This window comes from Isoptericola sp. NPDC057191 (genome assembly GCF_042670225.1).
GTDB lineage: Bacteria > Actinomycetota > Actinomycetes > Actinomycetales > Cellulomonadaceae > Isoptericola.
The window spans coordinates 13388-32771 of record NZ_JBHUWC010000008.1 but is presented as its reverse complement, the minus strand read 5'-3'; the positions used below and the strand labels follow the sequence as shown (position 1 = coordinate 32771).

Annotated in this window: 14 protein-coding genes; 7 read left to right on the top strand and 7 right to left on the bottom strand. The window is 74.0% G+C overall.

Features of this window, described 5'->3' with window-relative positions:
- Nucleotides 1-48 precede the first annotated feature (48 nt).
- Nucleotides 49-1653, top strand: a complete 1605-nt coding sequence (locus tag ACFT55_RS02910) for a GAF domain-containing protein (RefSeq protein WP_380241272.1) — start codon at nucleotides 49-51, stop codon at nucleotides 1651-1653.
- A gap of 12 nt (nucleotides 1654-1665) precedes the next feature.
- On the opposite strand, the gene ACFT55_RS02905 is transcribed toward ACFT55_RS02910, so the two are convergent.
- The 3 genes from ACFT55_RS02905 to ACFT55_RS02895 form a co-directional block, all read right to left on the bottom strand.
- Nucleotides 1666-2337 (bottom strand): response regulator, encoded by a 672-nt coding sequence (locus ACFT55_RS02905; protein WP_380241269.1) that lies wholly within the window; start codon nucleotides 2335-2337, stop codon nucleotides 1666-1668.
- A gap of 131 nt (nucleotides 2338-2468) precedes the next feature.
- Entirely contained in the window at nucleotides 2469-3509 is a 1041-nt protein-coding gene (locus ACFT55_RS02900; protein ID WP_380241267.1) for an alpha/beta fold hydrolase, read from the bottom strand.
- Nucleotides 3510-3583: 74 nt separating this feature from the next.
- Nucleotides 3584-5302, bottom strand: a complete 1719-nt coding sequence (locus tag ACFT55_RS02895; RefSeq protein ID WP_380241265.1) for a carboxylesterase/lipase family protein — start codon at nucleotides 5300-5302, stop codon at nucleotides 3584-3586.
- Nucleotides 5303-5662: 360 nt separating this feature from the next.
- Here ACFT55_RS02895 and ACFT55_RS02890 point away from each other — a divergent pair, with 360 nt between their 5' ends.
- On the top strand, nucleotides 5663-6100 hold the full coding sequence (locus ACFT55_RS02890) for a nuclear transport factor 2 family protein (protein ID WP_380241263.1): 438 nt from the start codon (nucleotides 5663-5665) through the stop codon (nucleotides 6098-6100).
- A complete protein-coding gene (locus ACFT55_RS02885; protein WP_380241261.1) occupies nucleotides 6087-9032 on the top strand; it encodes an AAA family ATPase in 2946 nt (981 codons plus the stop codon). Before ACFT55_RS02890 ends, ACFT55_RS02885 begins: the two co-directional genes overlap by 14 nt.
- Here ACFT55_RS02885 and ACFT55_RS02880 read toward each other — a convergent pair.
- The 3 genes from ACFT55_RS02880 to ACFT55_RS02870 form a co-directional block, all read right to left on the bottom strand.
- Nucleotides 8979-10253 carry a low temperature requirement protein A gene (locus tag ACFT55_RS02880; RefSeq protein ID WP_380241259.1) on the bottom strand — a complete coding sequence of 425 codons (1275 nt, stop codon included), beginning with the start codon at nucleotides 10251-10253 and terminating at the stop codon, nucleotides 8979-8981. The genes ACFT55_RS02885 and ACFT55_RS02880 overlap by 54 nt on opposite strands.
- Before the next feature lie 2 nt (nucleotides 10254-10255).
- Nucleotides 10256-11113, bottom strand: a complete 858-nt coding sequence (locus ACFT55_RS02875) for an SDR family NAD(P)-dependent oxidoreductase (RefSeq protein ID WP_380241257.1) — start codon at nucleotides 11111-11113, stop codon at nucleotides 10256-10258.
- Nucleotides 11114-11203: 90 nt separating this feature from the next.
- Entirely contained in the window at nucleotides 11204-11635 is a 432-nt protein-coding gene (locus tag ACFT55_RS02870; RefSeq protein WP_380241255.1) for a hypothetical protein, read from the bottom strand.
- Nucleotides 11636-11827: 192 nt separating this feature from the next.
- On the opposite strand from ACFT55_RS02870, the gene ACFT55_RS02865 reads away from it, so the two are divergent.
- Nucleotides 11828-14962 carry a hypothetical protein gene (locus tag ACFT55_RS02865; protein WP_380241252.1) on the top strand — a complete coding sequence of 1045 codons (3135 nt, stop codon included), beginning with the start codon at nucleotides 11828-11830 and terminating at the stop codon, nucleotides 14960-14962.
- 34 nt (nucleotides 14963-14996) lie between these two features.
- Here the strand turns inward: ACFT55_RS02865 and ACFT55_RS02860 are convergent, their stop codons facing one another.
- Nucleotides 14997-15947: a GlxA family transcriptional regulator gene (locus tag ACFT55_RS02860; protein ID WP_380241250.1), complete on the bottom strand. Its 951-nt coding sequence runs from the start codon at nucleotides 15945-15947 to the stop codon at nucleotides 14997-14999.
- A gap of 123 nt (nucleotides 15948-16070) precedes the next feature.
- On the opposite strand from ACFT55_RS02860, the gene ACFT55_RS02855 reads away from it, so the two are divergent.
- The 3 genes from ACFT55_RS02855 to ACFT55_RS02845 all read left to right on the top strand — a co-directional run bounded on the left by ACFT55_RS02855 (nucleotide 16071) and on the right by ACFT55_RS02845 (nucleotide 19345).
- Nucleotides 16071-16703: a cysteine hydrolase family protein gene (locus tag ACFT55_RS02855; RefSeq protein ID WP_380241248.1), complete on the top strand. Its 633-nt coding sequence runs from the start codon at nucleotides 16071-16073 to the stop codon at nucleotides 16701-16703.
- Nucleotides 16704-16814: 111 nt separating this feature from the next.
- Nucleotides 16815-17876, top strand: a complete 1062-nt coding sequence (locus ACFT55_RS02850; protein ID WP_380241246.1) for a LacI family DNA-binding transcriptional regulator — start codon at nucleotides 16815-16817, stop codon at nucleotides 17874-17876.
- 158 nt (nucleotides 17877-18034) lie between these two features.
- Nucleotides 18035-19345 carry an ABC transporter substrate-binding protein gene (locus ACFT55_RS02845; protein ID WP_380241243.1) on the top strand — a complete coding sequence of 437 codons (1311 nt, stop codon included), beginning with the start codon at nucleotides 18035-18037 and terminating at the stop codon, nucleotides 19343-19345.
- The last annotated feature ends 39 nt before the right edge of the window (nucleotides 19346-19384 follow it).

The window sequence follows — 19384 nt, the reverse complement described above, 5'->3', positions numbered from 1 at the left end:
CGCGCGCCCGCGCGACCGGAGCGGGGGGACCGGCCTACGCTCGTGGCCGTGGACAAGACCTCGGCCGAGGTGCAGGACGCCATCCTGCAGGCGGTCAGCGGCGTCGCCGCCGACTTCGACCTGCGGGACCTGCTGCACGGTGTCGTGCGAGCCGCGTGCACGCTGTCGGGAGCCCGGTACGGCGCGCTCGGCGTCATCGGACGCTCGCGCCGCCACCTCGTCGAGTTCGTCACCGAGGGCATCAGCGACGACGAGCGTGCGCAGATCGGGCACCTGCCCACCGGCCGCGGGCTCCTCGGCCACCTGATCGTCCACCAGGAGGCTCTGCGGCTGGACGACCTGTCCCGCCACCCGTCCTCCACGGGGTTCCCCGCCGGGCACCCACCCATGACCACCTTTCTCGGGCTGCCCGTGCGGGTGCGCGGCCACGTCTTCGGCAACCTCTACCTCACCGACAAGACGACAGGACCGACGTTCACCGCCGACGACGAGGCCGCCGTCACCGCCCTCGCCGTCCTCGCCGGCCTCGCCATCGACCACGCCCGTCTGCTCATGACCGCGGAGCGTCGCGCACGCTGGCTCGAGGCGGTCGCCACCGTGCCCTCGACGGTGCTGCGAGCCGCAGGGACCGACGAGGCCGTCGACGCGGTCCTGCACGCCGCGCTGCGCGCGTCCGGCGGGCTGACCGCGATGGCGATCGCCCCGGACCCCTCCCCCGACGCCCTCGGCACGTTCGTCGTCCGCGCGGCGGCCGGCGACGTGAGCGAGGACCCTCGGCGCACGCTCGCCCAGCTGCACCCCGCCCTCATGCTCGCCATGGCCAGCAGCGAGACGCGCTGGGCGGACCTGCCGGGCGGCGGCCACGCCGTCATGACCCGGCTGTCCGTCGACACGCTCACCCGGGGCGCGCTCGTCATCGTGTTCCCGACCCGCGGGTACGCGGAACCGCTCGGCGAGGACTCCGACTTCGTCGCCAACTTCGCCGCCCAGGCATCCCTCGTCCTCGAGCGACGGCACACGCGGGCCATGCAGCAGGAGATCGCCGTCCTCGCGGAGCGCAACCGCATCGCACGCGACCTGCACGACGGCGTGACCCAACGCCTGTTCGCCCTCGGGCTCCAGCTGCAGGCGATCGACCGCCAGGCGCCGCCCGCGGTCCAGGAACGCCTCCGCACCGTGACGCACGACCTCGACGAGACGATCCGCGAGGTACGCCAGTCGATCGCCGGGCTGCGGACCGTGGGAGGGCAGTCGCACTCGTTGCGGGCCAAGATCCAGGCCGTCGTGGCGGAGTACGCCCGCGTGCTCGACCCCGCCCCCCTCCTGCGGGTCGACGGCCCCGTGGACACGATGGTCGACCCCGTGCTGCACCACCACGTCGTCGCCGTGCTGCGCGAGGGGCTCTCGAACGCGTCCCGGCACGCGGCCGCGCACGGCGTCTGGGTCACCGTGGAGGCCGGGCCGGACGAGCTGACCTGCTCGATCAGCGACGACGGCGTCGGCTTCGACCCGGCGCTGGCGCGCAGCGGGCTGGTCAACCTCGCCGACCGCGCGGCGGAGCTGGGCGGCACCCTCGAGCTCACGCCGCGACAGCCACGGGGCAGCGTCCTGACGTGGCGGGTCCCGATCGACGGGACGACCCAGGAGACCTGAGGGCCGCCAGGATCAGACGGGCCGTCGACCCGGAGCCGCACCCTGCGACCCGCCGAGCAGCCGGGTCGCGAGCACCGCGGCCTGGGTCCGCGACTCCAGGTCCAGCTTCGTCAGGATGTTGGACACGTAGTTCTTCACGGTCTTCTCGGAGAGGAACATCTGCGCCCCGATCTGCCGGTTGGTCAGCCCCTCGGCGATCAGCGTCAGCACCTTGTGCTCCTGCTCGCTCAGTGCCGCGAGCGCCGGTGCCTCGGCGGGCCCGGCGCGGAGCCGTTCGAGCACGCGCGACGTCAGCGCGGGGTCGATCAAGGACTGGCCGGCCGCGACCCGGCGCACCGCGTCGAGCACGTCCGAGCCGGCGATCACCTTCAGCAGGTACCCGGACGCCCCCGCCATGATCGCCGAGAACAGCGCCTCGTCGTCGTCGTACGACGTGAGCATCAGGGCGCGCAGCCCGGGCATCGAGGAGTGCAGCTCGCGGCACACCTCGACGCCCGACCCGTCCTGCAGGCGCACGTCCAGCAGCGCCACGTCCGGGCGGCACCGCGGGATGTCCCGCATCGCCTCGGGGGCCGAGCCGGACTCTCCGACCACCTCGAAGCCGTCCTCGGTCTCGAACAGGCCCCGCAGCCCTCGGCGCACCAGCTCGTGGTCGTCGAGGAGGTAGACGCGCACCGTGCCCATGGCTTCGTTGTACCCCCGCACCGCCCTCACCACCAGTGCGGCCGCGAACGCCGTCCCGCCCGTGCGGTCCTCGGCGCGCGTCCAGGTCCGGACGGGGCTCCGTCCGGACCTGGAGGCACAGGGGGCTCGGGTCACAGGCCGGTGGCGTCGACCACCGCCTGCGCGAACTTCTCCGGCGCTTCCTGCGGCACGTTGTGCCCGACGGCGAAGGTCCGGTGGTCGTAGGGGCCGACGAACTTGGCGCGGTATCGCGCACCGTCGCCGTCCGGGGTGAACGGGTCGTCCGCGCCGTCGATCGTGATCGTCGGCACGCCGATCGTGGGTCCGGCGGCCAGGCGCTTCTCCAGCCGGTCGTACCTCGGGTCGCCGGGCGCGAGGCCGAGCCGCCAGCGGTAGTTGTGGACGACGATCGCGGCGTAGTCCGGGTTGGTGAACGCCGCTGCGGTCCGGGCGAAGGTCGCCGCGTCGAACGACCAGGTGGGCGAGTTGAACGTCCACACCAGCCGGGCCAGCTCGTCGCGGTACTGCGGGTTGTTCAGTCCGCGCAGACCCCGCTCGGTGGCGAAGTAGTACTGGTACCACCAGGCCCACTCGAGGGCCGGCGGGAGCGGTTCCTCGTTGGCCTCCCGGTTGGTGATCAGGTAGCCCGTCACCGACACGAGGGCCTGGACCCGCTCCGGCCAGAGCGCGGCGATGATGTCGCCGGTGCGCGAGCCCCAGTCGTAGCCCGCGAGCACCGCGCTCCGGATCCGCAGCGCGTCCATCAGGGCGATGATGTCCAGCGCGATGACGGACTGCTGGGCGTTGCGGAAGGTGCGGGTGGACAGGAAGGTCGTCGTCCCGTGCCCGCGGAAGTAGGGCACGATCACCCGGTACCCCTGGTCGGCGAGCAGGGGTGCCACCCGGGCGAAGCTGTGGATGTCGTACGGCCAGCCGTGCAGCAGGATCACCGGCTTCCCTCGCGCGGGGCCGAGCTCGGCGTAGCCCACGTCGAGCTCGCCGGCCCTCACCTGCTTGATCTCGGGGAATGCCGGGCGGACCGGCAGCACGGGGACCTGCGCGGACGGGCCGGTGGCGGGCGGGCCGGCGATCGCGGGGCCGGCCTGGGAGCCGACGGCTCCGGCCGCGGCGAGCACACCGGTGGTGCGGAGGAACGATCTTCTGTCGATCATGACGTGGCCTCTCGGTCCTGGTGGTGGGTTGCGGGTGGTGGGGTGCGGGTCGTGGGATGCGGGTGGCGGCGCGGTCAGTGCGAGCCGAACAGGGCGACCGCGGCCCAGACGCCGCACCGGTGGTCGGCCGCGAACCCGCGCTCGACCGTCGGTGCCGGGTCGTCGAGGGAGAGGATCTGCTGCCTGCGGAGGTCGAACCGCGGCCAGGGCGTGGCGGCGGTGGTCGGGGACCCCGTCCGGGCGAACTGGACCCATGCGGTCTGCATGGTGTCGGCGAGCTGCTGCTGGGACGGCGAGAGCTGGCCGGGCAGCGGGGCGTTGGGCTGGTTGAACAGGTAGGCCAGCTCGGACTGGTGCGTCGCCGCGTACGGCGCGCCCAGCGTGTCGGGCGCGAACAGGCGGGGTGCCTCGGCGTCGTTGAACTCGTACCCGTAGGTCTGGACCCACGCCGACGCCGCGCCGTCGAGCGCGAACGCGGGGCAGGAGAAGTTGGCGTCGGAGTTGAGCACGCTGAACGCCTGCGCCGGCGAGGCGTACCGCGACAGCGGGTAGGCCTTCGCGATGAACGACGCCGTCCGCGCGTCGACCCCGAAGTTCGTGGCGATGGTGGACTCGTAGCTCGACGCGTCGACCGGGCCGGGCAGGACCGCCGTGGCGCCGCGGGTCACGCTCAGGCCGAGCGTGGTGAAGATGCGGTTCTCCTGGGTGTTGACGCCGTTGAGGATCGGCACCCGGTGGAAGCGCCCGGTCGCGATGGCGTCGCCCACCGACCGCGGCAGCACGGCGCCGTCGACGACGCCGGGCGTGATCGAGAGCGGCTGGTGCGCGACCAGGGTCTCGACGGGCACGTGCCGCAGGCAGTCGGCAGTCTGTCCGGGGGTCTGGTCCGCGTCCTGATCGGCGCAACCGACTGCCGCCGCCGACGCGACCCCCTCCTTCTCCGCCTGGGCGAGCGTCTTCTGCACCGGGGCGAACGCCCCGCTCTGGATCACGGCGCGCTGGAAGAGCCCCTTGGCGCCCGGTGAGGCCAGGTGCATCGCGACCGACAGCCCGCCGGCCGACTGGCCCGCGATCGTCACGTTCTTGGCGTCACCGCCGAAGCCGGCGATGTTCCGGTGCACCCAGCGCAGTGCCGCCTGCTGGTCCATGAGGCCGTAGTTGCCGCTGGCGCCGCCGCGGTCGGCCAGCGCGGGGTGGGACAGGAAGCCGAGCAGCCCGAGCCGGTAGTTGATCGTGACGACGACGGCCCCGTGGGATGCGAGGTCGGACGCCTCGTAGTCCGCGCCCTCCCCCAGCTCGAAGCCGCCGCCGTGGATCCAGACGATCACCGGGAGCTTCGCGTCGGCGGCGGTGCCGGACGGCACGGTCACGTTGAGGTAGAGGCAGTCCTCGCTCTGGCCGTTCGGGCTCGGCGGCGCCTGCGGGCAGACCGGCGGGTACGCGGTGGCCGCACGGACGCCGGACCAGGGGCTGACCGGCTGCGGCGGCTTCCACCGGAGCTCGCCGGTCGGCGGCGCCGCGTAGGGCACGCCGCGGAACTCCAGGCCGGCCGACGTCGCGGCACCGTGCAGGTCGCCGGAGTCGACGTGCACGACCGGCGTGACCGGTGGTGCGGGACGTGCGGCAGCGTGCGCCGGCGGCAGGAGCGAACCCCAGCAGGCGAGCAGCACGGCGAGCGCGCCGAGGACGGCGAGGACGCGCGTGGCGGCGCGGTGGGCAGCAGCGGGGCGGGCGGCGAGCGCGGCACGAGCGGTCGCACGCGGGCTGCGGGGCGGTGGTGTGGTGGTGTGCATGGCAGCCACCGTCGCGTGCGGGCCCACGCCGAGGCGCCGGTGTCACCCCCTGGACGACCACCGGGTGAGGTACTGGGTCGGGCACTGGGTGAGGCCCTGGTGTCCGACCGGCGGCCCGGCGTCCGGCCGAGGCGCGGCCCTGCGCGCCGCGCGGCGGCGACCCCAGGGTGCCGACCAGGGTGTTCCCCTGGTGTCCCGCACGGCGGCGAGCGCGACGCTGGCGGGGTTGTGAGCGGGCGGTTGGCCCGACTTACGACCGAAAGCGGGCCAGACGCCCGCTCACACCCGGCTGACGCCAGACGCCGTACTCGAAGGGACTCCGATGATCCACCGCACCACGACCGCACGACGGGGACTCGCATGACCGACCCGCTGGCGCCCCTCGACCGGCTGCTCGTGCTCGAGGAGCTGCGCCGCGTGCAGGCCCGGCTCTGCCGCGCCGCCTCCGCCCGTGACTGGGCCGAGCTGGAGGCGGTGTTCACCGCCGACGGCCGGTTCCGCGCCTACGGTCCCGACGGCGAGCTCGGCTGCTTTGCCGCCAGCTCGGGGATCGGGGCCGCGATCGACCGCGCGGTCGGACCGGGGCGGCTCGTCGTCCAGTCGTCCGACGAGGAGCTCGACGTCCTCGCCGACGACCGCGCCGACGGGACCTGGTCCGTCGAGGACACCCTCTACCCGGACGGCGAGAGCCCTGCCCGGCACGGCGCGGGCTCCCTCGCCCTGGCCTACCGGCTCGACGAGGGCCGGTGGCGGGTCGCCACGGCCGAGTTCACCCGGACGGCCCGTGAACCACGGTGACCCGCACGCCGCCGTGCCCGACGGCCCGGACCTCCACCCCGACGTCCGCACCGACGTGCCCGCGGGCACCCGCCGCCCCGCCCGTGGCCTGCGGCTAGGCTCTGCGACCATGACGCCCAGCGCGCACGGCCCGGCCCTGATCGGGCGTCGTCGTGAGCGCGAGCGGCTCAGCCGGCTCGTCGCCAGCGTCCGTGGCGGCGAGAGCCGGGCCCTGGTCCTGCGGGCCGAGGCGGGGCTCGGCAAGACGGTCCTCCTCGACGAGGTCGCCGCGCAGGCGACCGGCTGCCGGGTGCTGCGGGCCGTCGGCGTCGAGTCCGAGATGGAGCTGGCGCTCGCCGGCCTCCAGCAGCTGTGCGCGCCCGTCCTCGAGGGCCTGGACTCCCTCCCGGAACCGCAGGCGCTCGCGCTGGGCGTCGCGCTCGGCCTGCGCTCCGGGCCCGCCCCGGACCGGTTCGTCCTCGGCCTGGCGGTGCTGAGCCTCTTCAGCCATGCCGCCGAGACCCGCCCGCTCGTGTGCCTGGTGGACGACGCGCAGTGGCTCGACCAGGCCTCGGCCCAGGTGCTCGCGTTCGTGGCGCGGCGCCTCGTCGCCGAGTCCGTCGGGATCGTGTTCGCCGTCCGGGAGCCCGTCGACGAGCGGTTCGCCGCGATCGAGGACCTCGTGGTCAGCCCGCTCGACGACGCCGACGCGCGCACGCTGCTCGCCAGCGTCGTCGCCGGCCCCGTGGACGCGGCCGTGCGCGAACGCATCGTCGCCGAGTCGCGCGGCAACCCGCTCGCGCTCGTCGAGCTCCGGCGCGGCGCCGGGGAGTTCGCGGCCCCGCCCGCGCCCCACGGCCGGATGGGTGTGAGCGCCCAGCTCGAGGACGCCTTCCGGCGCCGCATCGAGCGGCTGCCCGCCGACACCCGGCGGCTGCTGCTCGTCACCGCCATCGAGCCCGTGGGCGACCCCACGCTCGTGCTCGCCGCAGCCGCCTCGCTCGGCCTGGACGCCGCCGCGTTCGCCCCCGCCATCGAGGAGAACCTCCTCGACCTCGGCGCACGTCTGCGCTTCCGGCACCCCCTCGTGCGCTCCGCCGTCGTCGCCGCCGAGCCGGCCGCCGACCGGCGCGCCGCGCACCGTGCGATCGCCGAGGCGACCGACCCCGCGCTCGACCCCGACCGGCGGGCTTGGCACCTCGCCGAGAGCACCCTCGGCTTCGACGAGGACGTCGCCGCCGAGCTGGTGCGCTCCGCCGACCGCGCCCGGGTGCGCGGCGGGGTCGTCGCCGCGGCGAGCTTCCACGTCCGCGGGGCGGAGCTGACCCCCGACCGCACGATGCGTTCCCGCCGGATGCTGATGGCCGCCGAGGACACCCTCCGCGCCGGCTCCATGCAGCAGGCGCAACGACTCGTCGACCGCGTGGAACCCGAGCTGCTCAACGCCCACCAGCAGGCGCGCGTCGACCTCGTCCGCGGCCACGTCCAGTTCTACGTCTCCCCCGGCCGCGACGGCGCGCAGCTGCTGCTCGACGCCGCGAACCGGCTCGCACCGTTCGACGGCGACGCCGCGACGGTCACCTACGCCAACGCCTTCATCGCCGCGGTCCTCGCCGGCTCCGCCGCCCGCGGCACCGGCATCCCGGAGGTCGCGCACGGCATCCTCGCCGCCGACGCCACCGCGCCCCTCAGCCCCGGGTCGCGCGCCGCGCGCGAGGCGCTGCGCGGGCTCGCCGTCCTCGCGCTCGACGGCTACGGTCCGGCCGCACCGATGCTGCGCGCGGCGCTCACCGCGCTGCGCTCGCTCGACGCGGACACCGACGAGGGGGACACCGACCCGATGCGGGGGTACGGGGCCGACGTCAGCCAGGAGGTAGGCGCGATGCGCTGGCTCCCCCTCACCTGCCTCGTCGCCCGCGTGCTCCTCGACGACGCCACGTACGCGGACGCGTCGGCCGAGTTCGTCGACGCCTGCCAGCAGGACGGCGCGTTCTCGACCCTCGCCATGGCGATGTCGGAGCACTACCCGATCCTGCTCATGAGCGGCCGCATCGCCGACGCCGAGGAGCTCTACGGCGGCCTCCGCGAGATCATGGCCGCCAGCGACGTCCCGGAAGGCCCCGACCGGGCCGGCTGGTTCGCCGCCTACCGCGGTGACGACGCGGCGAAGCAGGAGTCCTCGGCCGCGGTGGCGCGCCGGGTCGCCGAACGCGGCGAGGCGCAGTGGCGGCTCTCGGACGTGCTGCACAGCGGGGTCCTGCACAACTCCCGGGCCCGCTACGCGGAGGCGCTCGCCGCCACGGCCGGCGCGGACGGCCACCCGTTCGACATCGGCCTCGCCGCCTGGGTGCTTCCCGAGCACGTCGAGGCCGCCGTGCGCGCGGGCGTCCCCGAGCAGGGCCGGCCCGCGGCAGCCCGCCTCCAGGAGATCGCCGCGACGACGGGGACGGACTGGGCCGTCGGCCTCGCCACCAGGTCGGCCGCGCTGCTCGCCGACGACGGCGACGCCGAGGCGCTCTACCGCACCGCGATCGACGCCCTCGGCCGCACCCGGGTCGGTACCGCCGAGGCCCGGGCCCGTCTGCTGTTCGGCGAATGGCTGCGCCGCCAGAACCGGCGTGTCGAGGCCCGCGACGTCCTTCGCCAGGCGCACGAGCAGCTCGTCCGGTTCGGTGCCCACGCCTTCGCGGAGCGGGCCGCGCGGGAGCTGGCCGCGACCGGGGAGGTCGTGCACCGGTCGGCCACCGGCCCCGTCGACGAGCTGACGGCGCAGGAGCGCCAGATCGCGCGCCTCGCCGCGACCGGGAGCACGAACCCGGAGATCGGGGCCCAGCTCTTCCTCAGCCCGCGGACTGTCGAGTGGCACCTGCGCAAGGTGTTCGGGAAGCTCGGCATCACGTCACGGCGACAGCTGGCGACGGCCCTGCGCGACGCGCTGGTCGCGTCCGGCTGACGGGGCGGGCGCTCCCCCTCGCTTCGTCCGGGGCGGCGCTCCCCCGACGACGGCGGCTGCGACCGTGACGATCCCCGCGACCGCGGCGGCCACGGTCCAGGCCGCCAGCCACGGCGACGCGGCGGCGGTCGCGAGCACGAGTGCAGCAGCGACCGCCGACTCGGGCCGCCACCTGCCCAGCAGCACCCACCGGAACGTCTCCAGGCCGAGCAGGAAGCTCACGACGCCCCCGGCGAGGACGGCGACGGCGAACCCGTCGGCGGGTGCGCCCGGCGCGCCCGCGACGTCGTCGAGCAGGAGGGCGACGCCGAGGGCGACCAGGACCACGCCGCCCACGATCGGGAGGTGCCCGAACGTGTACCCGTCACGCGCGAGCGCCGAACGCCGGGAGTGGTCCGAGCTCTCCAGGGCGCGGGCCGCCTCGCCCGAGAGCCTCCCGAAGAACGCCCACCACAGGCTCACGGTCAGCAGGAAGCCGAGCAGCACGACGCCGAGCGCGGCGGGGTCGGAGGTCCACGGGTCGACCCGGGCGCCGGTGGCGAGCACGGTCTCGCCCAGCGCGATGATGAGCACGAGGTCGTGCCGCTCGGCGAGGTGCCCCGCGCTGCCCACCCGCCAGCCGCGGTACCGCGACGCGGACCGCCCGCCGCCGAAGTCGACGACGAACGCGCTCGCCCACAGCGCCGTCTGCCACCCTCCCCCGAGCAGCGCACCGGCGAACAGGAGGCCGATCGACAGCGACTGCGGGACGAGGTCGAGCAGGATCTGCGTGCGCAGCCGACGGCGTCGCCAGGCCACCGCCACGAGGAGCACGACGTAGCACGCGCGCACCACCGTGAAGGCGATCGCGAGGACGACCGCGGGCGCGACACCGCCCGGGCGGGCCACCCACGCCTCGGGGACCACGAGCCCGATGACGAACAGGGCCGCCATCGTGACGAGCATCCCGACCCGCACGAACCCCCGGTCGAGGCGCACCTGGTTGCCGAGCCAGATGAACGCGCACCACGACCACCAGAGCATGAGCAGCAGCACGAGCCCACGTCCGAGCGCGGCCGCCCCGGGCGCCGCCTCGACGAGCGCGACGACCCGGGTGAGGGCGAAGACGAAGACGAGGTCGAAGAAGATCTCGAACGGCGTCGTGCGGTCCCCGGCCCGCGTGGGCACCGCCGTGCCCGGCACGAGCACCCGCCCCAGGCGGGACCGGGTCGTCGCGGGCATGGTCACAGCACCGCGAAGTCGGTGCTCCGGCTCGCGTCGGCCCACGCCGTCGTCTCGTCGATGCGGCGCCGGTCGCCGGCGAGCGCGCGCTCGACGGCGTCGGAGCCGAGCGGCAGCCGGAGCGGGAGGTCGGGCCGCTCCGGGAGGCTCACGAGCAGCTCGGCGGCCCGTGCCGGGTCCCCGGCCTGGGTGCCGTCGGTCTCGGCGCGCAGGTCGTTGATCGCGCCGACGGTCGCCGCGTAGTCGGCACCCGCCGGGTACCGCTGCATCGAGCCGCCCTGCCAGTCGGTGCGGAAGGCGCCCGGTTCGACGATCACGACGCGCACGCCGAAGGGAGCGACCTCGGCGGCGAGCACCTCGGAGAACCCCTCGACACCGAACTTCGCGGCCTGGTAGGCCCCCATGCCCGGCGTGCCGCCGACTCGGCCGCCGACCGAGGAGAGCTGGAGGAACAGCCCGGAGCGCTGTCGGCGCAGCACGGGCAGCGCGGCCCGGGTGACGTTGACGACGCCGAACAGGTTCGCCTCGATCTGGCGTCGGAAGACGTCCTCGGGCATCTCCTCGATCGCCGCGCTGTCGGCGTAGCCGGCGTTGTTCACGACGACGTCGAGCCGTCCGAAACGGTCGACCCCGGCGGCGACGGCGGCCCGTGCCGCCTCGGGGTCCGTGACGTCGAGCGGGGTGCGCAGCACGCGGTCGCCGAAGCGCTCGGTCAAGGGGGCGAGATCGTCCGTGCGGCGGGCGGTCGCGACGACGACGTCGCCGCGCTCGAGCGCGGCCTCGACGACGGCGCGGCCCAAGCCGCGGGAGCTCCCGGTGACGAGCCAGACACGCTCCGGGGCGGGGTTCATCTCGGACATGGGGTCGTTCCTCTCAGTCGCGGCGGCCGTGCCGCCGGTGACGGGTGGTAGGTCGTGGGTGATCGGTGGTGGGCGATCGGTGGTGGCAGGTCAGGCGACGGCGTGCAGCGGGCCGCTGAACGACTTGCGGAGCGACGCCGGCGCCACGAGGGGCAGGAGCGCGGCCAGCAGCCTGCCCTTGAGGGACTCGGGGTGCCGGGTGAGCTCGACGTCGATGCGGGAGCCCGAGGCGGTCGGGGTGACCTGGAAGACCCAGCCGCCGCCGGGGCCGAAGACCTTCGAGTCGAGCGTCGTGATGTCGACGCGGCCGGCGTCGGCGTCCCACTCGTAGTGCGCGCGTTCCCACGCGGACGCGGTGCCCTCGGTGACGTCGGCCCAGCTCGCGCCGAGGGCGTGGACCTCGAAGTGGTCGGCGTCGATCGTCGGCCAGGCGTCCGGCCGAGCGGCGGTGAAGTCGGTCAGCACCCCGAAGGCCTCCGGGGCGCTGAGCGAGGAGTCGAGCTGAAAGCGGATGACGGGCATGGGGCCTTCCCTCCTGGGTGACGCGGAGGTCGTCCCCCGCTCTCCGAGACTCCCTCCGGAGCCACGGGGAAGGCGCCAGGGGGCGTCCCTGGCCGGACCCCCAGGGGGCGTGCCCGAGGCCCCTGGCCCGTCAGTCGGCCCCGGGTATGCCGACCGGCCCGGCTTGTGACCTGGGTCACCTACACTCACGCCGTGTCTCCTGTCCCTCGCCCCGGCGCGCGCCGGCGCCCCTGGCACGCGGCCGCCACCGCCGTCGTCCTGCTCGTGCTCGGCTTCGTCGTCGCGACGCAGCTCGCCGGTCTGCTCGCGGTCTCGGCCGAACGGGTCTCCCCTGCGCCCGAGCACCCGCAGGCGGCCCCCGCGACCGCCCCCGCGGCACCGCCGAAGATCTCCGAGGTCCGCACCGCGGACCGGCTCCAGCTCACGCTGGCGGCGGACGCCGTCGTGGACGCGCTCGCGGCGCGCGGCACCGCGGCCGTGGCGGTGCACGACGCCGACACCTCCGCGGCGGGGAGCGAGTCACCGGGCGCCGGGACCGGCGTCCTGACCGTGACGACGGGCGTCGACCTGCCGCCCGCGCCGCAGACCCAGGGCGCGACGTCGGGGAGGCGCGACGAGACCTCCCGCCTGACCAGCACCGGCGACGGCTGGCTCCTCGAGGCCACCACGGACGACGGCGCGGCCCACGGGCTGTACACCCTGGCCGACCGCGTCCGCACCGGGACGGACCCGTGGCCCGCGGCGGAGGACGGCGTCGTCCAGGCGCCGGCGATGAGCATGCGCCTGGTCGACAAGGGCGCCACGGGAGTCGAGCCGGACCCGCAGGGCTGGCGCGAGGGCGACCCCTACTCCCACAACGGCGGGTCGTTCGCGGACAGCATCGTGTCCGGTGCGCCCTACGTGGACCCGGCGAGCTTCGCCGACGACGCCGACGACTTCCGCGGGTACGTCAGGTCGCAGCTCGCCGAGGGCTTCACGGGCGTCGTCGTCCCGGGGTTCCTCGAGTACGTGACGTTCGACGGCCTCGACGAGCCCGTCTACGACGGGTCCGACGAGCACGTCGCCCGCGCCAGGACGATGCAGCGCGACTTCGGCGGGCTGTGGGCCGACGCCGACGAGGCAGGCATGGACGTCTACCTGCAGACCGACATGCTCATGCTCACCACTCCCCTGCAGGCCTATCTCGACGAGCACGGCCTGGACACCACCGATCCTGAGCTGTGGGACGTGTATGCCGCCGGGCTCGCCGAGGTGTTCGACACGATGCCGGCGGTCGACGGGCTCATGATCCGCATCGGCGAGGCGGGCCGCATCTACGACCTGCCCGGCTGGGACTACTGGTCCGAGCTGGACGTGACCGACGCGGCGTCGGTGCGCGCCATGCTGACCGCGTTCACCCGGGTCGCCGACGAGCACGGCAAGGACGTGATCTTCCGGTCCTGGTCGGTCGGCGTGGGCGCGGTGGGCGACATGCACACCAACCCGGACTCGTACGAGGCGGTGCTCGCCGGCATCGACTCCGACGCTCTCGTGGTCTCGACCAAGTACGTCGCCGGGGACTTCTACTCGTGGCTGCCGTTGAACCCGACGCTGGAGGTCGGTGACCAGCGCCGGATCGTCGAGCTCCAGTCGCGACGCGAGTTCGAGGCGTTCGGGGCGCTGCCCAACGACCTGGGGTCCGCCTACCAGCAGGCGTTGCAGCACTATCGGGACGTCAACCCGCACCTCGAAGGCGTGTGGGCGTGGGCACAGGACGGCGGTCCGTGGAAGGCCGGGCCGATGACGCTGTACCGCAAGTCCGGCTTCTGGCAGCTCTACGACCTCAACACGTACGCGGCGGCGCGCCTGGCCGCCGACCCCCAGGCCGACCCGGGCGAGATCACCGCCGACTGGGCGCGCGCCACGTTCTCCGACGACCCGCAGACCGTCGCCGCGATCAGCGAGGCGATGGCGCAGTCCCGCGACGCGATCCGGCACGGCTTGTACATCGGCGCGTTCGCCCGCGACCAGGTGCGGGCGCTGGGCCTCGAGCCGCCGCCGATGATGTGGATCTTCGAGTGGGACATCCTGTCCGGTGACGCCGCGGCGCTGGACTCGATCTCCTCGATCGTCGGCGACGACCTGGACGCCGCACTGGCCGAGGGGCACGCCGCCGTCGACGTCGCGAAGCAGATGCGCGCCGTGGTCGCCGGCACCGATCCGGCCACGTGGCGGGACCCCGACCTGCGCGAGCAGTTCCTCGCGGCGCTGGACTACGAGGTCGACCTGTTCACGGTCCTGGCCGACTACCGCGACGTCGTCCTCCAGCACGGCCGCTGGCTGGACACCGGAGCGTCTGACGCGCGCGGGGCGTGGGCGTCGGCGCGCGACGCCTACGAGTCCTCCCGCGCCCACCACGTCGAGACCTACGGCGACGACCTCTTCCTGCCCACGTACACGTTCACCGCGGCCGACCTCGGCGTCGAGCGCGCCGCCCGCGACCTGCCGGTGTCCTGGGTCGCGCGGGTCCTCGGGCTCCTGCTCGTGGTCGCCCTGCTGCTGGGCACCGAGCCCGGGCAGCGGCTGCTGGCCCGGGGGCGGTCCGGGCGCGGCGTCACCGCCCTGCGCGCCCTGTGGCTCGGCGCCACCCGGCCCTGGCGGGTCGCGCCGTTGACCGCGGCCGCGACGCGCACCGACCGCGTCCTGGTCTGGACGCTCCCCGCCGCCGCCCTGGTGCTGAGCCGCGTGGCGTACACCTGGGCGCTGGGGTGGGTGCACCTGGTCCTCGTGCTCGGCGCCTGGGTCCTGTTCGTGGCGGTGCTGCAGGCTCTCGTCGGCCGGGGCGCCGCGTTCGCGGTGGCGGGCGCCGTCGGAGGCGCCGCGGTGCTGCGGACCGTCGTCCTGCTGGTCGCTCTCTCGTTCACCGGACCGGGCGGCTACTGGTACGGGCTCTGGGCGGACCCGACGTCCCGCGCCGTGTACGTGACGATCGCGTTCGCGGCGTTCTGCTGGGTGGTCGCCGCCGCCTGGTTCGCGCTGCGCTCCCTCGGGCTCGGACCGGCGGCCACCGCCGGACGCGTGCTGCTCGCGGTGTCGGCTCCGGTGCTGGTCGGCGGGATCGTGGTCGGCGCCATCGGGCTGGAGACGGTCCTCACGGCCTGGAACGACCAGATGATGGTGCTGCCGTGGGGGCTCTCGCGGATCCTCGGCCTCACGGTGCACCTCGGCATCCCGGTGGACCTGCCGTGGGTGGCCGCGGGCCTCGGCGCCGCGATCATGACGGCCGGGGCGTTGCTGGTGGTCGTCGCCGCCGTCGTCGGGTCCAGGCGCGCGCGTCGCCGTTCCTGACCGCCGCCCCGGGGCACCTCGGCCGGAAGAAAGCTCACGACGCCGCGGTCGCGAACCTGGTCCGGTAGGACGTCGGCGTGGTGGAGAACCGTGCCGCGAAGTTCTGCCGGAACGTGACCACGCTGGCGAAACCGCACGCTGCGGCGACGCGACCGATCGGGAGCCCCGTGGTCTCCAGCAGTCCACGCGCCTCGTCGAGGCGGCGGTCCAGGACCCACCGCGCGGGCGTCATGCCGGTCGACTCGACGAAGCGACGCGAGAAGTGCCGCGGGCTCATGCACGCCCGCTCGGCGAGCCGGTCGACGGACAGGTCTTCGTCGAGGTGCTCCAGAGCCCAGGTCACGGTGTCGTGGAGCGGGCCCGGGTCGTCGCCGGGCAGCGGACGTTCGATGTACTGCGCCTGGTCGCCCTCGCGGTGCGGCGCGATCACCAGACGCCGCGCGACGTCCGCGGCGACCGCCGCGCCGAGCCGCTCGCGCACGACGTGCAGGCAGGCGTCGAGCCCCGACGCGGTCCCGGCGGACGTCAGCACGTCGCCGTGGTCCACGTAGAGCGCCTCGGCCCGGACGTCCACCCGCGGGTAGCGCCGCGCGAGCTCGGCCGCCGCGGCCCAGTGCGTGGTCGCGGTGCGCCCGTCGAGCACGCCGCTGGCGACCACGGGGAACGCGCCCAGGCACAGGCCGACGATCCCTGCGCCACGCTCGTGCGCCCTGCGCAGCGTGCCGACGAGCGTGTCGTCCGGATCGGGGTACTCGGCAGGCCAGGAGGGCAGGACGAGCAGGTCCGCGGTCTCGGCCGCCTCCGGTCCGTGCAGGTCTCCCACCGACAAGCCCTCCGAGGTCAGCACGGGTCGTGCGTCGTCGCTCCAGACCGTCGTGGTCCAGCCAGCCCCCGGCTGCTGGCGGGACGCCTCGCCGAACACGAGCAGCGGCGACGCCAGGTGGAACGCCGTGATCCCGTCGAAGGCACGAACGGCTACTCGCATGGGCATGTCCTGATTTCATCGACAGTGTGCTTGTCTGCCACTCACGGTAGCGCCTCCGAGACCACGACAGTGGGACGCGGCGGCGCGACCTCGCGCCGCACCGCCCCACGAAGGAGAACGCCCGTGCCTGTCCCCCGCCGCGCCCTCGTCGTCGTCGATGCCCAGCAGGAGTACTTCGACGGCGGAGCTCTACCCGTCCAGTACCCGCCGCGTGAGGGCTCGCTCGCCCGGATCCTCGAGGCCCTCGACGCCGCCGACGCCTCGGACGTCCCCGTCGTCGTCGTCCGCCACGAGCTGCCCGCCGGCTCGCCGGTGTTCGCCGCGGGCTCGGCGACCTGGCAGCTGCACCCCGAGATCGAGCGGCGAGCGGCATCAGCCGCCGCCCGTGTGACGAAGAGCTACTCGAGCATCTTCGCCGGCACCGATCTGGAGTCCTGGGCCCGCGAGCACGACGTCGACACGCTCACCCTGGTGGGCTACATGACGAACAACTGTGTGCTCGCGTCGGCGGCCGCCGCCGAGCCGCTCGGGCTCACTGTGGAGGTGCTCTCCGACGCGACCGGCGCCGTCGACCTCGCCAACGAGGCCGGCACGGCGCCCGCCCGCCAGGTGCACGAGACCCTCATGACTCTCCTGCACTCCAACTGGGCTCGCGTGGCCGACACCACGACGTGGGCCGCCGCCGTGAAGAACGGGCACGAGCTCGAGGGCAGCGACCTCGGCACGTCCGCCGCGCAGGGGCGGTCCGCCCGCTGACCTCTCTCCGGTTCGGACAGCTCGTCGACTGCTGGATGGTGCCGTCCGGTGTGCCGAGGCGCGGGTAATCTTCGTGACGACGACGGAGAGCACGTGGGCGAAGGAGCGACGGTGGGCACGAGGCACGCGCCGAGCATCTCGGACGTGGCGCGCGCGGCCGGGGTGTCGATGGGCACCGTCTCCAACGTGCTCAACGGCACCGCCCGCGTCGCCCCCGCGACACGCGAACGCGTCGAGGCCGCCATCGCCAGCCTCGGGTTCGTCCGTAACGGGGTGGCGCGTTCGCTGGCCGCCGGGCGCAGCACCACCCTCGGGTTCGTCATCATCGACCTGTCCAACTCCTACTTCCTCGACATCGCGCGCGGCGCCGAGGAGGCGGCCGGGACGGCGGGCCTGAACCTCTTGCTGGCCAACTCGGACCTGTCGGAGGACAAGCAGCGGACCTACTTCGACCTGTTCGTCGAGGAACGTGTCGCGGGGATCCTCATCGCGGCAAACCACGGATCCACCCAGGACCTGCACCACAGTGCCCGCGGACTGCCCGTCGTCCTGGTCGACGCCCCCGGGGACCACTCGGACATCTGCTCAGTGGTTCCGGACAACGAGCTCGGCGGGTACCTGGCCGCCTCGCACGTCATCGAGCAGGGCCGCACCCGGCTGCTGTTCGCCGGGACCACCGAGCTCGTGCCGGTACGCGACCGGCTGGCCGGCGTGGAGCGCGCCGTCGCCGAGCATCCCGGCGTCTCGCTCGAGGTCGAACGGACCCACGACGTGCGCGTGGAGGACGGCCGGCGTGTGGGTGACGAGATCGCCGCACGCACTGCGGACCTGCGACCGGATGCGGTCGTGGCGGCGGCGGACCTGCTGGCGCTGGGCGTCCTGCAGTCGGTCCTCGTGGGCTCGTCCCTGCGCGTCCCCCAGGACCTCGCGATCATCGGTTACGACGACAACCGCGCGGCCTGGGACTCGACGATCCCGCTGTCGACGGTGCGCCAACCGGGCGAGGAGATCGGCCGGGAGGCGACCAAGCTCCTTCTCGAGGAGATGAACGCCGCGACGTCGTCCGGGCACCGGCACCGACTCGTGACCTGCCAGCCGCAGCTCATCGCTCGCCCCAGCACGGTGGGCTGGGCGGCGCGGCAAGCGATCACCGTGCGCTCCGCGCCCGGATAACGATCGGGCAACGAACGATTGACAGCCGGCGGACCTCTCCGCCATCGTGTCACTGAAGCGATTCAACGTCGCGCTTCGAATCAGCATTGAAGCGGTTCAAGAACACCGTCTGGCGCCGCGATGAAGCGCTCCAAGATGGACCCTTTCAAGGAGGAAACGTGTTCACTACCCAGCGAGTCAGCCGCTTCACCGCGGCCGTCGCGACCGCAGGCATCTCCGCGCTCGCCCTGACCGCCTGCTCCGGCAGCGACTCCGGCGGCGGCGCCGGCGCTGGCAGCGACGAGTTCACTTACCTCGGCTCCAACGACAACACCACCATCGTCGGCACGCTCAAGTCGCTCGCCGCCGACCAGTGCTCCGCCGAGAACGACGCGGCCCCCCTCACGCCGGACGCCATCGACGGTTCCAACTGGGACCAGCAGATCCAGCTCCTCGCGGGCCAGGACGCCCTGTCCAACATGTCGATGGCCGGCGGCACCCCGACGATGATGCAGGAGCTCATCGACGCGGGCCAGGTGGTGAACCTCAGCGAGGAGCTCGCCGACCTGGGCGTCGAGGACAAGGTCCTGCCCGCTGCGGAGTCCACCATCAAGGCGCTCTACGGGTCCGACGACCTGTACGCCCTGCCCAGCGAGTTCAACATCGAGGGCTTCTGGTACAACAAGCAGATCCTGGCCGACAACGGCATCGAGCCGCCGCAGACCTGGGACGACCTCGTCGCCGCGGCCAAGAAGCTGGACGCCGCCGGCGTGCAGCCGTTCATCGCCGCCGGCCAGGACGGCTGGCCGGTCACCCGCCTCGTCGGCAACTACATCTTCCGTGACCTCGGTCCTGACGCGCTGCAGAAGGTGGCCGACGGGGAGGCCTCCCTGACCGACCCGGAGTACGTCGCGGCTGCCGACGCCGTCGCGGACCTGGGGCGCGCGGGCTACTTCGGCGACGCCGCCGGGTCGATCGACTACAACACCTCGCTCAGCCAGTTCCTCACCGGCAACGGCGCCTTCCTCTACATGGGCTCCTGGGCCGTGGCGAACTTCAACGACCCCGAGCAGAACCAGATCGGCGTCGACAACATCGGCTTCGCACCGTTCCCGGCGGTCGAGGGGGGCGCCGGCAGCATCGACGCGGTGCCCGCCAACGTCGGCATCCCCGTCATGTTCACCACCGCGCAGTACGGCAAGGCTCAGAAGGACTGGCTCGGCTGCGTCGCAGAGAACTACGGACAGACCGCCCTGGACGAGTTCGGCCAGGTCACCGGCTTCGAGGTCACCAAGGCCGAGGGCCAGAGCGACCTCACCACCCTCGTCCAGGACACGATCGCCGACGCCCCCAGCTCGGTGCTGTGGTTCGAGGCGCTCTTCTCGCCGGAGGCGACCACGGTCAGCCAGAGCAACGGCGGCGGACTCGCCACCGGCGACCTGACCGGCCAGGAGTTCATGAAGCTCGTCCAGGACGCCAGCGGCAACTGACCACCGCCGCGCGGGGGGTGGACACGTCCGACGCCCTCC